This window comes from Antribacter gilvus (assembly GCF_003946865.1).
GTDB classification, from domain to species: Bacteria; Actinomycetota; Actinomycetes; order Actinomycetales; family Cellulomonadaceae; genus Antribacter; species Antribacter gilvus.
Map to the genome: position 1 here is coordinate 491,135 of NZ_QXTH01000001.1, position 14,672 is coordinate 505,806.

Annotated in this window: 10 protein-coding genes; 5 read left to right on the plus strand and 5 right to left on the minus strand. The window is 70.6% G+C overall.

Annotated features, from left to right (window positions below):
* Window positions 1-138: 138 nt before the first annotated feature.
* From D1350_RS02115 to D1350_RS02130, 4 genes are all read left to right on the plus strand, one after another.
* The gene (locus D1350_RS02115; protein WP_125773357.1) at window positions 139-1,170 is read left to right on the plus strand and encodes an ABC transporter permease subunit; all 1,032 of its coding nucleotides are present in this window, start codon (window positions 139-141) and stop codon (window positions 1,168-1,170) included.
* A 172-nt stretch (window positions 1,171-1,342) separates the two neighbouring features.
* Window positions 1,343-2,809, plus strand: a complete 1,467-nt coding sequence (locus tag D1350_RS02120) for an RICIN domain-containing protein (RefSeq protein WP_125773359.1) — start codon at window positions 1,343-1,345, stop codon at window positions 2,807-2,809.
* Between the two features lie 77 nt (window positions 2,810-2,886).
* On the plus strand, window positions 2,887-6,078 hold the full coding sequence (locus D1350_RS02125; RefSeq protein ID WP_125773361.1) for an alpha-L-arabinofuranosidase C-terminal domain-containing protein: 3,192 nt from the start codon (window positions 2,887-2,889) through the stop codon (window positions 6,076-6,078).
* A 117-nt stretch (window positions 6,079-6,195) separates the two neighbouring features.
* Window positions 6,196-7,536 carry a glycoside hydrolase family 27 protein gene (locus tag D1350_RS02130; RefSeq protein ID WP_125773363.1) on the plus strand — a complete coding sequence of 447 codons (1,341 nt, stop codon included), beginning with the start codon at window positions 6,196-6,198 and terminating at the stop codon, window positions 7,534-7,536.
* Window positions 7,537-7,634: 98 nt separating this feature from the next.
* Here D1350_RS02130 and D1350_RS02135 read toward each other — a convergent pair whose 3' ends face one another.
* Window positions 7,635-8,744: a LacI family DNA-binding transcriptional regulator gene (locus D1350_RS02135; protein ID WP_240643822.1), complete on the minus strand. Its 1,110-nt coding sequence runs from the start codon at window positions 8,742-8,744 to the stop codon at window positions 7,635-7,637.
* A 178-nt stretch (window positions 8,745-8,922) separates the two neighbouring features.
* Between D1350_RS02135 and arfA the strand changes: the two genes are divergently transcribed.
* Window positions 8,923-10,452: an arabinosylfuranosidase ArfA gene (arfA, locus tag D1350_RS02140; RefSeq protein ID WP_125773365.1), complete on the plus strand. Its 1,530-nt coding sequence runs from the start codon at window positions 8,923-8,925 to the stop codon at window positions 10,450-10,452.
* A 54-nt stretch (window positions 10,453-10,506) separates the two neighbouring features.
* Here arfA and D1350_RS02145 read toward each other — a convergent pair whose 3' ends face one another.
* The 4 genes from D1350_RS02145 to D1350_RS02160 all read right to left on the minus strand — a co-directional run bounded on the left by D1350_RS02145 (window position 10,507) and on the right by D1350_RS02160 (window position 14,560).
* Window positions 10,507-11,271 (minus strand): DUF624 domain-containing protein, encoded by a 765-nt coding sequence (locus tag D1350_RS02145; protein ID WP_125773367.1) that lies wholly within the window; start codon window positions 11,269-11,271, stop codon window positions 10,507-10,509.
* A 1-nt stretch (window position 11,272) separates the two neighbouring features.
* On the minus strand, window positions 11,273-12,226 hold the full coding sequence (locus D1350_RS02150; RefSeq protein ID WP_125773369.1) for a carbohydrate ABC transporter permease: 954 nt from the start codon (window positions 12,224-12,226) through the stop codon (window positions 11,273-11,275).
* 10 nt (window positions 12,227-12,236) lie between these two features.
* Entirely contained in the window at window positions 12,237-13,133 is an 897-nt protein-coding gene (locus tag D1350_RS02155; protein WP_125773371.1) for a carbohydrate ABC transporter permease, read from the minus strand.
* Between the two features lie 71 nt (window positions 13,134-13,204).
* Complete coding sequence (locus D1350_RS02160) at window positions 13,205-14,560, minus strand: ABC transporter substrate-binding protein (RefSeq protein ID WP_125773373.1); 1,356 nt, start codon at window positions 14,558-14,560, stop codon at window positions 13,205-13,207.
* Window positions 14,561-14,672 lie beyond the last annotated feature (112 nt).

Below are 14,672 nucleotides of genomic sequence, written 5' to 3' on the forward strand. Positions count from 1 at the left end.
ATCGCGAAGCCCCGGTCATGACGGCCGACCGGGTGCGGGTGTCCCGCAAGATCCAGGAGGCGTCATGACCGACCATCGCGAAGCCCCGGTCATGACGGCCGACCGGGTGCGGGTGTCCCGCAAGATCCAGGAGGCGTCATGACCACCCTGCTGACCCCCCTGTCCACCGCGTCGCAGTGGGGCGCGCGCCTGCGCGACCCGCGCTACCTGCCCGTCACGGGCACGCTCGTGGCGCTGCTGCTCATCCTCGTGGTGGGACAGCTGCGCTACTCGGAGAAGCGCAGCTTCCTGTCGATGAAGCTCTTCTCGAACCTGCTGGTCGACAACTCGTACCTGCTGGTCCTCGCCGTCGGCATGACGTTCGTGATCATCACGGGCGGCATCGACCTCTCGGTCGGCGCGGTGGTCGCCCTCGTGGGGCTCACCACGGCGAAGCTGCTCATCGGGGGCTTTCCCCTGTGGGCCGTCCTGGCGATCGGGGTCCTGGTCGGCGCAGCGTTCGGCACGCTGATCGGCGTCATGGTGCAGTACTTCGACGTGCAGCCGTTCATCGCCTCGTTGGCGGCGATGTTCCTCGCCCGAGGACTGTGCAACGTCGTCAGCGTGGAGTCGCTGGGCATCAAGCACGAGGGCTTCGCCGCGCTGGCGGCCTGGAAGCTGAAGTTCGGCGAGGGGCGTGAGTCCTGGAGCATCAACCTGTCCATGCTCATCGCGTTCGCGGTGCTCGTCGTGGCGTTCGTGATCCTGCACCACACGCGGTTCGGCCGCACGGTGTACGGGCTGGGGTCCGGCGCGGGCGGGAACGCCGTCGCGCTCATGGGCCTGCGCGCGGCCTCCACCCGCGTGTGGGTGTACGTCATCAGCGGGACGTGCGCGGGCATCTCGGGAATCCTCTTCGCCCTGTACACGAAGTCGGGCTTCAACCTGACGGGGATCGGCATGGAGCTCGACGCGATCGCCGCCGTGGTGATCGGCGGCGCGCTCCTCACGGGCGGCGGCGGGTTCGTCCTGGGCTCCGCGACGGGCGTGCTGGTCTACGGGCTCCTCCAGGTGGTCATCGCCCGTGAGGGCCTGCAGTCCTGGTGGACCAAGGTGCTCATCGGCGTGGTGCTGCTCGGGTTCGTGCTGCTCCAGCGCACCCTCAGCGCGCGGCGGTCACGCGCGACCTGACGTCCGGTGCCCGATCCCCGGGGCCCCGCGAGGTCCGCGGCGAAGCCCGGACCTCGCGGGGTGGGGCGCCGGTCGCTCGCCTTCCGTACGAAGGGCGGGTCAGGCCGTCGTCGGGCACCCGGGCAGACCCGCGGCTCCCGCCGCGGGCACATCACCTCAACGGAGAGGAACCATGGTGCGAACGACCTTCCGGAGGCGCGTCAGCGCCGCCGCAGCAGCAGCCGCGATGGTGGGTGGCCTGCTGGTGGGCGGCCTCGCGGCAGGGGCGGCCCCCGCCGCCGCGGCCGACCCGTACGCGGGCTATCTGTTCTCCTACTTCACGGGCGAGGGCACGTCCACGGGCGAGCGCGTCTACTTCGCGCTCAGCCGCGGCAACGACCCCGTCCGTTACGACGAGCTCAACGGCGGCGGCTCGATCCTGACGTCCACCGTGGGCACCGGCGGCGTGCGGGACCCGTTCATCATCCGGCACCCCACGAGCGGGACGTTCTACCAGATCGCCACCGACCTCAAGATGAACGGCTACGGCAACTGGGACGCCGCCCAGCGGACCGGGTCGCGGTCGATCGTGGTGTGGGAGTCGACGGACCTGGTGACCTGGTCCGCGCCGCGGCTCGAGCTGGTCTCGCCCGCGACGGCCGGGAACACCTGGGCGCCCGAGGCGTACTGGGACGACGCGGCCGGGCACTTCGTCGTGTTCTGGGCGTCCAAGCTGTACGCGACGAGCGATCCCAACCACACGGGCTCCTCGCACAACCGGATGATGTACGCGACCACCACCGACTTCAACACGTTCACGCCGGCCCAGGTCTGGAAGGACCCCGGCTACTCGGTGATCGACTCGACGGTGGCCAAGGACGGCGGCACGTACTACCGGTTCACCAAGGACGAGCGGTCCAACACCTCCTCGACGCCGTGCGGCAAGTTCATCTTCTCGGAGTCGTCGACGTCGCTGACGTCGACGAGCTGGACGCCGCTCCAGACGTGCATCGGGAAGACGACGTCGTCCAACCCGGGCGTGAGCGCCGCCGAGGGGCCCACGATCTTCAAGTCCAACACCGAGAACCGCTGGTACCTGTTCCTCGACGAGTTCGGCGGGCAGGGCTACGTGCCCTTCACCGCCACCTCGCTGGGCGCGACGACCTGGACCAAGGTCTCGTCGTTCGACCTGCCCGCCAGCCCCCGTCACGGGACCGTCCTGCCGGTGACCCAGGCCGAGTACGACCGGCTCCTCGCCACCTACGGGTCGCGGTCGCTGGTGGCCCGCCACTCCGGCAAGTGCGCGGACGTGCCGAACCAGTCGCGGGCCACGGGCGTGGCGATCACGCAGTACACCTGCAACGGCGGCGCCAACCAGAAGTGGCGCGCGATCGACGCGGGCTCCGGGTACGTGCGGCTCCAGGGCGTGCAGAGCGGGCTCTGCCTCCAGGCCGCGACGAGCCGCAGCGCGGTCACCCAGGAGACCTGCGACACCGGCACGGACCAGCAGTGGACCGTGACGTCGTCGGGCGGCTACGACCGGGTCGCCGTCCGGTCCTCCGGGCGGTGCCTGGACGTGAACGGCGCGTCGACGGCGAACAGCGCCGCGGTGCTGACGTGGACGTGCAACGGCGCCACGAACCAGCAGTGGTCCCGCTGACCTAGGTTCTCCCGCCCGTCGCCCCGAGCGCCGGGCGGGAGTCCTCAATCCTGTAGTACAACGATGTAGGAAGGAGCATGATGAGCAGCATCCTGAGAGCCGGCATCGCCGCCGGACTCGCTCTCGTCGTCGTGACGCCGATGGCCGGCGCCGCGGCGTCCGCGCCGGCGGTCACGCCGACGGCGGTCCTTGCCGCGGGGAGCGTCGCCGACGCCCCGGCCGGTGTGATCCCCGAGGGCGCCTGGATCGACGACTTCGACAGCGCCACGCTCGGCAGCGAGTGGACCGTCGTCAACTCGGAGCCCGCCGCGGTCACCCTGGCCGACGGCGGCCTCACGATCACCTCGCTGCCCGGCGACACCTACCAGGCCGACAACTCGGCCAAGAACCTGCTGATGATCGACGTCCCCGTGGGCGACTTCACCGCGGTCACGCGCGTGTCGGCCCCGGTCGCGGGCGACTTCCAGGGCGCGGGCATCCTCGCCTGGCAGGACTTCGACAACTACGTGCGCTCCGGCCTCACCCACGTGAGCTTCGCCGCCGGCGGCCCCGTCGTCATCGAGACCGGCGTCGAGACGGGCGCCGCGTACGGGTCCACCTTCACGGCGCGGCCGGGCTCCACGTCCGAGTACCTGCGCGTGCAGCGCACGGGCGCCACGGTCACCACGAGCTACTGGGCCGACGGCGCCTGGGTCGCGGCCCGGTCGTCCGACCTCGGCTGGGGCGTCACGCAGGTGGGCCTCTACTCGCTGGGCGCGCTGTCCGGCGACTCGCTCGCGGCAACCTTCGACTTCTTCGCGGTGACCGCGACGGAGGCGCCGCCGGTGATCGAGGAGCACGCCATCACGGTCGACGCCGACGCGGCGCGCACCGAGATGAGCGACGACCTCTACGGCATCTTCTACGAGGACATCAACTACGCGGCCGACGGCGGCCTGTACGCCGAGCTGGTCCGGAACCGGTCGTTCGAGTTCGCGCCCGCCGACAACGCGAGCTTCAACGGGCTCACCGCGTGGACCCCGGTCCAGCGCGGCGCCTCGGGCACCGTGGCTGTCGAGTCCGAGCGGTCCGAGTGGCTCAACGACGCGAACCGCGCGTACCTCACGGTGACCGCCGACGGCCCGGGCGTGGGCGTCTCCAACTCCTCCTACAACGAGGGCGTCGCCGTCGCGGAGGGCGCCAAGTACGACTTCTCCGTGTTCGCGCGCACCGGCGAGAAGCAGACGCTCACCGTGTCGCTCGAGTCGCCCGACGGGTCGGTCGTCTACGGGACGGACACCGTCCGGGTGAACGGCAGCGACCGGTGGCGCCAGTACAGCGGCAAGCTGACGTCGTCGGCCACGACGAACGACGCCCGGCTCGTGGTGACGGGCGGTGCCGCCGGGACCCTGCGCCTCGACATGGTGTCGCTGTTCCCGCGCGACACCTGGGAGGGCCCGGTCAACGGGCGGTCCGTGCTCCGCAAGGACCTCGCGGAGAAGGTCGCCGCGCTGGAGCCGTCGTTCCTGCGGTTCCCGGGCGGCTGCGTCACCAACGTGGGCACGTTCGACACGTACCTCGAGTCGGACGGCCAGGACCGGCAGCGCACGTACCAGTGGAAGGAGACCATCGGCCCGGTCGAGGAGCGACCCACCAACTGGAACTTCTGGGGCTACAACCAGTCGTACGGCATCGGGTACCTCGAGTACTTCGAGTTCGCCGAGGACCTGGGCGCCACCCCGCTGCCCGTGCTCTCCGTGGGCGCCAACGGCTGCGGATCGCGCATCCCGGAGATGACCGACGACGAGCGCATCGACCGTTGGGTGCAGGACACGGTGGACCTCATCGAGTTCGCCAACGGGTCCGTCGACACGGAGTGGGGCGCCGTGCGCGCCGGTCTCGGCCACCCGGAGCCCTTCGGCCTGCGCTACATCGGGCTCGGTAATGAGGAGAACACCCGCACGTTCGAGGCGAACTTCCCGCGCTTCCGCGACGCTGTCGAGGCGGCGCACCCGGAGGTCACGGTGATCTCGAACTCGGGCCCCGACGACACGGGCACGCGGTTCGACGAGCTGTGGGACTTCAACCGCGAGCAGGGCGTCGCGATGGTCGACGAGCACTACTACAACGACCCGTCGTGGTTCCTCTCCAACACCGAGCGGTACGACTCCTACGACCGTGAGGGCCCGCACGTCTTCCTCGGCGAGTACGCCTCCCGCGGCAACGCGTGGTCCAACGCCCTCTCGGAGGCCGCGTACATGACGGGCCTCGAGCGCAACGCCGACCTGGTGGAGCTGGCCGCGTACGCGCCCATGTTCGCCAACGAGGACTACGTGCAGTGGTCGCCCGACATGATGTGGTTCGACAACGACGAGGCCTGGGGCTCGACGAGCTACTACACGCAGCAGATGTTCATGACGAACACGGGCGACCAGGTGGTCCCGTCGCAGCACGTGGGCCCCGAGGCCACGCCGGAGGACCTCTCCGGAGGCGTGTTCCTCTCGACGTGGGCCACGTCCGCCGCGTACGACGACGTCGTGGTCACCGACAACGCGACCGGCGACGTCCTGTACTCGGACGACTTCTCCGGCGCCTCGACGTGGACACCTGAGCGCGGCACCTGGGCCGTCCAGGACGGCGAGTACGTGCAGTCCAGCACGACCGTCGAGGACGCGCGCGCCCTCATCCCGGACGCGTACGGCCGGGACTGGGACAACTACACGCTCGAGGTCGACGCCCGGAAGCTGGCCGGTGGCGAGGGCTTCCTCGTCGGCTTCGCTGCCGGTGCGGCCGACCAGTTCTACTGGTGGAACCTGGGTGGCTGGGGCAACTCGCGCCAGGCGCTCGAGCGGGCCGCGGGCGCCCGGCAGGGTGAGGTGGCAGCGGTCGAGGGCCACTCGCTGGTCACGGGCCAGGACTACCACGTGAAGGTCGTCGTGTCCGGGCGCACCATCGAGATGTACCTCGACGGCGTGCTCCAGATGACGTACACGGAGCCCGTCACGCAGTCGCTCTACCAGGTGGTGACCACGGACGAGGCGACGGGCGACCTGCTCCTCAAGGTCGTCAACCCGTACGGCTCCGTGGCGCGTACGTCCGTGTCGGTTGCGGGCTACGAGGTGGCAGCGGAGGTCGGGGTGACCGAGATGAGCGGGCCGCCGTCGGCCATGAACACCAAGGCGAACCCGACCCGGGTGGTGCCGACCGAGGGCACCTGGGACGGCGGGGCGGACGAGTTCGTGTACGACTTCGCGCCGTACTCGATCACGTTCCTGCGCCTGACGGACTGACCCCCCTCTCGCCGAGACAGCGAGTTCGTCCGCCTGCGGAGCCGGCCGGCCCGGCCCCGCAGGCGGACGAGCTCACTGTCTCGGCGAGACTGTGCCCAGCAACGAGAGGAAGCATCCATGGCACGACGACCCAGCCCCGCACCCCCGCTGGGGTGGAACTCCTGGGACAGCTACGGCACCACGGTCACCGAGGAGGAGGTCCTCGCCAACGCGCGGTTCCTCGCCGAGCACCTGGCTCCGGCGGGGTGGGACACCGTGGTCGTGGACATCCAGTGGTACGAGCCCACCGCGCGCGCCGGCGGCTACAACGAGGCGGCGCCGCTGCTGCTCGACGCCGACGGGGTACAGGTGCCGGTCCCGGCGCGGTTCCCGTCGTCGGCGGGAGGGGCCGGATTCGCGCCCCTGGCCGCCGCGGTGAACGACCTCGGCCTGAAGCTCGGGATCCACGTGATGCGCGGCATCCCGCGCCGAGCCGTGGAGGCGGACCTGCCCGTGCCCGGCACGCCGTACCGCACGGGCGAGATCGCCGACCGCGCGTCGGTCTGCCCCTGGAACTCGGACAACTACGGCCTCGACCACGCCCACCCGGGCGCCCAGGCGTGGCTCGACCTCCAGATCGATCGGTTCGTCGGCTGGGGCGTCACGTTCCTCAAGGTCGACGACATGCTCGCGCCGTACCACGCGGACGCCGTCGAGGCGCTCGCCCTCGCCGTCTCGCGGGCCGAGGGACGGCACGGGCGCGAGGTGACGATCTCCCTCTCGCCCGGCACGCACCTCTCCCTCGCGCATCTCGAGCACCTGCGCCGGCACGCCGACCTGTGGCGCGTCTCCGACGACCTCTGGGACCGCTGGGACGACACCGAGGCCCAGTTCGCCCGCATGGCCCGCTGGGCACCGCACCAGGGCGAGCAGGGCTGGGCCGACGCCGACATGCTCCCCCTCGGGCGCATCGGCCTCCGCGCCGAGCGGGGCGAGCCGCGCGACAGCCTGCTCACCACCGACGAGCGTCGCACCATGCTCTCGCTGTGGAACCTCGCCCGGTCGCCGCTGTTCGTGGGCGGCGACCTGCCGACGTCGGACGCGGCCACGGTCCGCGACCTGGGCAACACCGAGGTGCTCGACGTCGGACGGCACTCCGCTGGCGGCCGTGAGCTCCTGCGCGAGGGCGACCTCGTGGTGTGGGGCGCCTCCGGGGCCGGTCCGCGCGCGGGCGTGCGGTGGGCCGGGCTGTTCAACACCGGGGCGTCGTCCCTGGTGGCGAGGGTCCCGGCCGCGTCGGCGGGCCTGGCGGACCTGGCGGGCCTGGCGGGCCTGGCGCAGGGCAGCCTGCTCGACCTGTGGACGGGGGAGGAGGTCGCCCTGGTGACCGGCGCGGCGGAGACGGGCGGCGACGCCGTGGTCGACGTCGAGATCCCGCCGCACGGGGTCCGGCTGCTCCGGACGACGACGCCGAGGTAGTGCCTTCGTCGGACGAAGGCACTATCTCGGCGAGCAGGCGAGCGGGTGAGCAGGCGAGCAGGCGAGCGGGCGAGCAGGTGGTCCCGGGCGAGGGTCGTTCAGGCCGACGGAGCCAGCTCGACGGTGACCTCTTCGACGCCGCCCGCCTGCACGGCGACGACGCGGCCCTCGGCGCCCGCCGGGACGTCGCCGGTGGACTCGCGCCCGACGATCCGGGAGTCGGGCACCACGCGCCGGAACGTCGCGGCCCCCGGGGCGGCGCTGCCGTTCAGGCCGGCGATCCGCTCGAGCAGGAGCTCGACGGCGGTCACGGCGATCTGCTCGCGGCCCGGGTCCACCGACGACAGCGACGGCACGGAGTAGCGCACGTCGTCGATGTCGTCGAAGCCGATGAGCGCCACGTCGCCCGGCACGTCGATCCGGCGGGCGTGCAGAGCGTGCAGCGCACCGAGCGCCATCGCGTCGTTGAGGGCGAAGACGGCGTCGATCTCGACCCCGTCGTCGAGCATCTGGGCCATGGTCTCCGACCCGGTGGACCGGTGCCACAGCCCCGCCTCGCCGACGAGTGCCGGGTCGTACGGGATCCCCGCCTCGAGGAGCGCCTGCCGGTAGCCCTCGGTGCGGAGCGCCGCGGAGCCCACCTGCTCGCCCTCGTGCGCGCCGACCACCGCGATGCGGCGCCGGCCGAGGGAGATGAGGTGCTGCGTGGCCGCCCGCGCGGCGGCGACGTTGTTCATGGTCACGTGGTCAGCGGGCGCGCCGAACACGCGCTCGCCCAGCACCACGAGGGGGTACTCGACGTCGAACAGCGCCAGGTCCTCGGGGCCGAGCGCCAGCGGGGAGAAGATCAGCCCGTCGGTGAGGTGGCGTCGTCGGCCGGACAGCACCTCGGCCTCGCGCTCACGGCTCGCGCTGGTCTGCTCGATGAGCACCGTCCAGCCGCGCTCGTCGGCGGCGCGGATGACGGAGTCGGCCAGCTCGGCGAAGTAGGGCAGCGACAGCTCGGGGACGGCGAGGGTGACCATGCCGGTGCGCCGGGTGCGCAGGTTCCGCGCGGACACGTTGACGCGGTAGCCCAGCTCGGAGATGGCCTCCTCGACCCTCTCGCGCGTCTCCGTGCGGATGTACGGGTACCCGTTCACCACGTTCGACACGGTCTTGATCGACACGCCGGCGCGCTGCGCCACGTCGTGCATGGTGACCGCCACGGTCTCAGCCCTCCGGGTTCCGTCACGCCTCGGGCTGTCGCCACGAGCTCTCCACACAGCCTAGGGGACCGCACCCGGCCCCACGGCCGTGCGCACCGTGATCGGGACGTGGTGCGCCGGCCCGGCGTCCGGTACTCTACAACGTTGTAGATAACCTGCACCACAACCGAGGAATCTGATGACGACGTCACTCCCCCGCATCGTCCTGCACCCCGACTTCCGGGTCGGCCCGGTGGACCGGCGCCTGTTCGGCTCTTTCGTGGAGCACCTGGGCCGCGCGGTCTACACCGGCATCTACGAGCCGGGCCACACCGAGGCCGACGAGCACGGCTTCCGGCGCGACGTCGCCGGGCTCACCCGCGAGCTCGGGGTCAGCATGGTGCGCTACCCCGGCGGCAACTTCGTCTCCAACTACGTCTGGGAGGACGGCGTCGGCCCCGTCGAGGACCGCAAGCCGTTCCTCGACCTCGCCTGGCGCACCGTGGAGCCCAACCTGGTGGGCACCGACGAGTTCCTGCAGTGGGCGGAGCGCGAGGGCATCGAGCCGATGATGGCGGTGAACCTCGGCACCCGGGGCGTCGACGCCGCGGCCGCCCTCGTGGAGTACTGCAACGGCGAGGCCGGCACCCGGTGGGCCGACCTGCGCATCGCCAACGGCCGGGTCGAGCCGTACAAGGTCCGGCTCTGGTGCCTGGGCAACGAGATGGACGGCCCGTGGCAGATCGGCCACAAGGACGCGCACGAGTACGGCAAGCTCGCCCGCAACGCGGGCCACGCGATGAAGCTCGTGGACCCGTCGATCGAGCTCGTGGCCTGCGGCTCGTCCTCCATGCAGATGCCGACGTTCGGCGAGTGGGAGCAGACGGTCCTCTCCTACACGTACGACCTCGTCGACCACATCTCCATGCACGCCTACTACGAGGAGCTGGACGGCGACCGCGCCTCGTTCCTGGGCTCCGGCACCGCGATGGACCGCTTCATCCGCCGCGTGGTCTCCACCGCCGACGCCGTGGGCGCCCGACGCCGCTCGGACAAGAAGATCACCATCTCGTTCGACGAGTGGAACGTCTGGTACCTGCAGTCGCGCTTCCCGGGCGAGCAGAACCTGCCCATCCAGAAGGACGCGCCGCGCATCATCGAGGACGTCTACTCGGGCCTCGACGCCGTCGTGGTGGGCGACCTCCTCGTCACCCTCCTCAACCACGCCGACCGCGTGCCGGTCGCCTGCCTCGCGCAGCTGGTCAACGTGATCGCGCCGATCATGACCGAGCCTGGCGGCGAGTCCTGGCGCCAGCCCACCTTCCACCCGTTCGCCACCGCGGCCCGCCTCGCCCAGGGTGACGCCCTGGACGTCCGGGTCACGTCGCCCACCCTGGCCACCAAGGCCCACGGCAACGTCCCGGTGGTCACGGCGGCGGCCACGCTGTCCGACGACGGAGTCTCCCTCTTCCTCACCAACCGCTCGGCCGAGACCGTCGAGGTGGAGGTGGTCCACGCCGGCGCCGCGCTTGTGCTCACCGAGGGTTGGTCCATGACCGCCGACCACGAGCCCGCCGTCGCCGGGCCCGAGCACGCCGCGAAGGTGGCGGCGGCGCACTGGGGCGAGTACGACGTCGTCGGCCAGGTGAAGACCGAGGGGGCCGTCACGACGGTGCGCCTCGCGCCGGAGTCCTGGACGGCCGTGACGGGCACGCTGACGCACGCCTGACCCACGCGCAGCAGCAGGACCCCGCCGAGGTAGTGACTTCGTCCGACGGAGTGACTACCTCGGCGCTTCGGCGTCTGCGGCGCGCTCGTCGATCTTGCGCAGGCGGTCGTCCACCAGCCGGCCCGTGGCCCACAGGGGGAACGAGACGCCGGCGAGCGCCGCCGCCAGCGGCACTCCCAGGGCGACGGCCGCCGTGGCCGCGAGGGCGACCAGGACGGCGAGGGCCGTCCCCGGGCCGAGGATCGGTGCCAGCAGGAGGAAGCGCCACACGGCCGGTGCGCCGTCGTCGTACCGCAGGGCCACGCGCGGCCACCAGGCCAGCACGACGGCGCCCCACCCGCTCACCAGGACGAGGCCCACCTGGAAGGCTGCCCGTGCCGGGCCCTCGGCCGCGGCGATCACCGCGGTGTCGAGCCAGACGAGGGTGCCCGCGACCCAGACGGGCGCGAAGAGCAGGTTGGCGCGCCGCCAGCCGGAACGCCAGGTGCGCCAGAAGCCGCGCCAGGGCGCGTCCGCGTGCTCGTCGTCGAGCAGGACGGTGCTCCCGGCGCGGAGAGCAGGGCCGAGGCCCAGCAGCACCCCGCCCGCGAGCGTGCCGAGCACCACCAGGACGTTCACCTCGACCATGCGCGTCACCCAGCGGAGAACCGCCATGACGCCGCCGGCCCAGCCCGCGTCCGCCCCGGCGTCGCCCGAGCTCTCGCGACCCCGCCCGGACGCGCCGGCGGCCCGCCCGGACGCGCTCCCGGACGCGCCGGAGGGGCGCACCGAGCCGGTGCGCCCCTCCGCCGGGCGGTCTGAAGCCGCCGGTCCGTTCATGTCAGCCCTTCGCGCCGGTCAGCGCGACCGACTCGACGATCTGCCGCTGGAAGATCAGGAACACCACGAGGATAGGCACCAGGGCGATGAACGACGCACCCATGATCAGCGGGTAGTCCCGCTGCGTGGCGTACTGGACGTTCATGTTCGCGATGACCACCTGCAGCGTCTGGTTCTGCGGGGTGTTCAGGTACAGGATCGGCGCGAGGTAGTCGTTCCACACCGCCATGAACCACAGGATGAACTGCGCCGCGACCGCCGGCCGGATGATCGGCAGGATCATGCGCCAGAAGATCTGCCAGTAGGACGCGCCGTCGATCTTGGCCGCCTCGACGATCGAGTTGGGCACGTTCTCGAGGTACTGCCGCAGGAAGAAGATCATCACGATGTTGCCGAAGATCGCGGGAACGATCAGGGGCAGCAGGGTGTCGACCCAGCCGATCTTCGAGAACATGACGAACTGCGGGATCATCAGCGTCGGGAACGGGATCATGATGCCCGACAGCAGGCCGATGAAGATGGCGTTACGGGCCGGCAGGCGCATCTTCGCCAGAGCGAAGGCGGCCAGCGCGCAGGTGAACGTACCGATCACGGTCACGGTGAGCGACACGGTGATGCTGTTGCGGATACCGGACAGGATGAGGGAGTCGTCCCACATCCGCACGTAGGTGTCCCACTGGGGAACGGCCGGGATCCACACGGGCGGCAGCGCGAAGACCTCGAGCTTGGTCTTGAGCGATGTCGAGACCATCCAGAGCAGCGGAGCGATCATGACGACAGCGCCGATGGCCAGGACGACGAACGTGACCATGTCGACGATCCGGGTGGTGGCCCGGCGGCCGAGCGGCTGGCGGCCGAACGTGGCGCTGAGCGTCCTGCGGGGCGTCCGGCGCGTCGGAGGGGTGATCGCCGACGCGTCGGCGATCTGGGCGGGAGTCTGTTCCGTCAGGTTCATGATCCTCCTTTCAGTCCAGCACGAAGCTGTTGCGCCGGTTCAGGCGGAACTGGATGAGCGTGATGACAAGGATGAGGAGACCCAGCACGATCGCCATCGCCGTGCCGTACCCCATCTGCTGGTACTTGAACGCCTGCCGCCAGATGTACCAGACGGCCGAGGCCGTGCTGAGCTCGGGGCCGCCGGTCGGCGTCATGATGTTGATTTCCGTGAAGATCTGCGCGCCACCGATGACGTTGGTGACCACGAGGAAGAACGTCACGGGCCGCACCATCGGCAGGGTGATCGCGCGGAACTGCTGCCAGCCGTTCGCGCCGTCGAGCTCGGCCGCCTCGTAGAGGGTCCGGGGCACGGACTGGATCGCGGCCAGGTACAGGATCATGGAGTAGCCGAGGCCCTTCCAGATCGCCATGGCGATGATGGCCGGCTTGGCGTAGTCCTTGTCGGCGAGCCAGTTGGGCCCGTCGATCCCGAACCAGGCCAGGACCTGGTTCACCAGGCCGAAGTCACCGTTGTAGGCCCACTGCCACAGGATCGCGATCGCGGCGAGCGACGAGATGACGGGCACGTAGTAGATGGTGCGCAGCGCGGTCCGCGCGGGGATCGCGCGGCTCATCCCGATGGCCAGCGCGAGCGAGAGTGCCAGGCCGATCGGGATGCCGATCATGTAGAAGAACGTGTTGAACAGCGACTGGTGGAAGTACCCGTCGCTGATCACGCGCACGTAGTTGTCGAGACCGACGAAACGCGCGACGCCGAGACCGTTCGAGTTCGTCAGCGACGTGTAGAACGCCATCGCGACGGGGTACAGCGTGAAGAGCAGGTAGCCGACCACAGGGGCGGCGACGAACAGCAGCGCCCACCGGTGTTCCGACCGGTGCAGGCGCGAGGTCCCGGACGACAACATCGCGGGCTCCTTCCGTCGGGGGGACGCGGCCGCCCCAGGGGCAGGGGCGGCCGCGTCAGTCTGTGGTGGTGTCAGCTGTCGGACGCGTTGGCGGCAGCGGCCTGCTCAGCGGCTGCGTTCGCCTCGTCGAGCAGAGCCTGCATGCGCGGCTGCACCTCGGCAAGGTACTCGGCGGCGGGCTGCTGGCCGTCGATCACCGGCTGGATGTTGGTCCACAGCTCGTCGTACCAGGCGGCACCGTACGTGAAGGCGGCGGGCATCGGGCGACCGTAGTCCTCGACGACGTCCAGGAACTCCTGGCGGTTGGCGGGCTCGGCGCCCTCCTCGGCGGCCCACTCGGCAGCCATGTCCTTCAGGTTCGGCACCTGGATGCCGGCCTCGACCAGCGTGGTCTGCGCCGTCTCGTCCGCGGACAGGTAGGTGACGAGCTGCACGGCCTCCTCCGGCATGGCGGTCGTCGCCGAGGCGCCGATACCGAGCGAGCCGATCCAGGTGGCGGGCTCACCGGTGGAGCCGGCCGGGAACGGGATGAGGTCGTACTCGAAGTCGAGCTCGTTGTAGACGCTGACGTCCCACGGGCCCACCGGGAAGAAGGCGAGCTCGCCCGCCATCCAGCGCTGGTACGTGTCGAGCGTGGCGGCCTGCTCCGCGTTCGGCGTGACCTTGTGGACGTTGGACAGGTCGGCGATGTACTGCAGCGCCTCCGCCATCTCGGGGGTGTCCACGGTGACCTCGGTGTGGTCCTCGTTGGTCCAGTCGGCGCCGTTGCTCCAGGCGAAGCCCTGCGAGTTCCACTGGACGTTGAGGCCGGTGCCCCACTGGTCCACCTCGCCGTCGCCGTCGGTGTCCTTCGTGGTGGCCTTCAGGACCTCGAGCCACTGGTCCCACGTGTAGGGCTCGTCGACGCTCGGCAGCGGGATGCCCTCGGCCTCGAGCATCGTCTTGTTGTAGCCCATCGCGAACGGGCCCACGTCCTTCGGCAGGCCGTACATGCGGCCCTCGGGCGTGCCCTGGAGCTTGCCGTCGTAGCGGTACGAGTTGACCCCGTACTCCCACATGTTGTCGAGGTCCACGTCCTGCTCCGCGACGTGGTCCGTGATGTCGAGCAGGATGCCGGAGGTCACGTAGGACTGGAGGCTGGCCTGCTCGATGTAGAAGACGTCAGGCACGTTGTTGCCGGCGATCGCGGCCTGAAGCTTGGTGGCGTACTGGTCGGCGTCGGTGACGACCACGTCGACCGTGACGCCGGTCTCCTCCTCGAAGCGGGAGATCGCCTCTTCGTACGCGGCCTTCTCGTCCTCGCCGCCACGGAACATGAACGTGAGCTTGCCGTCGTCGTCCGTGTTCGAGCCTGCGCCGCAGGCTGCAAGGGTGGTGGACAGGGCAATCGCGGCGACCATGCCGGCTGCCAGGCGTGACTTCTTCATCACACGATCCTCTCGGGTACCAGGTGTGCGAGCGAAGAGTGCACCCTGGAGCTGCATCCTCGTCGACCCGCCATTTACATCGATGGAAATTCACCGACGGTCACACGGTGGC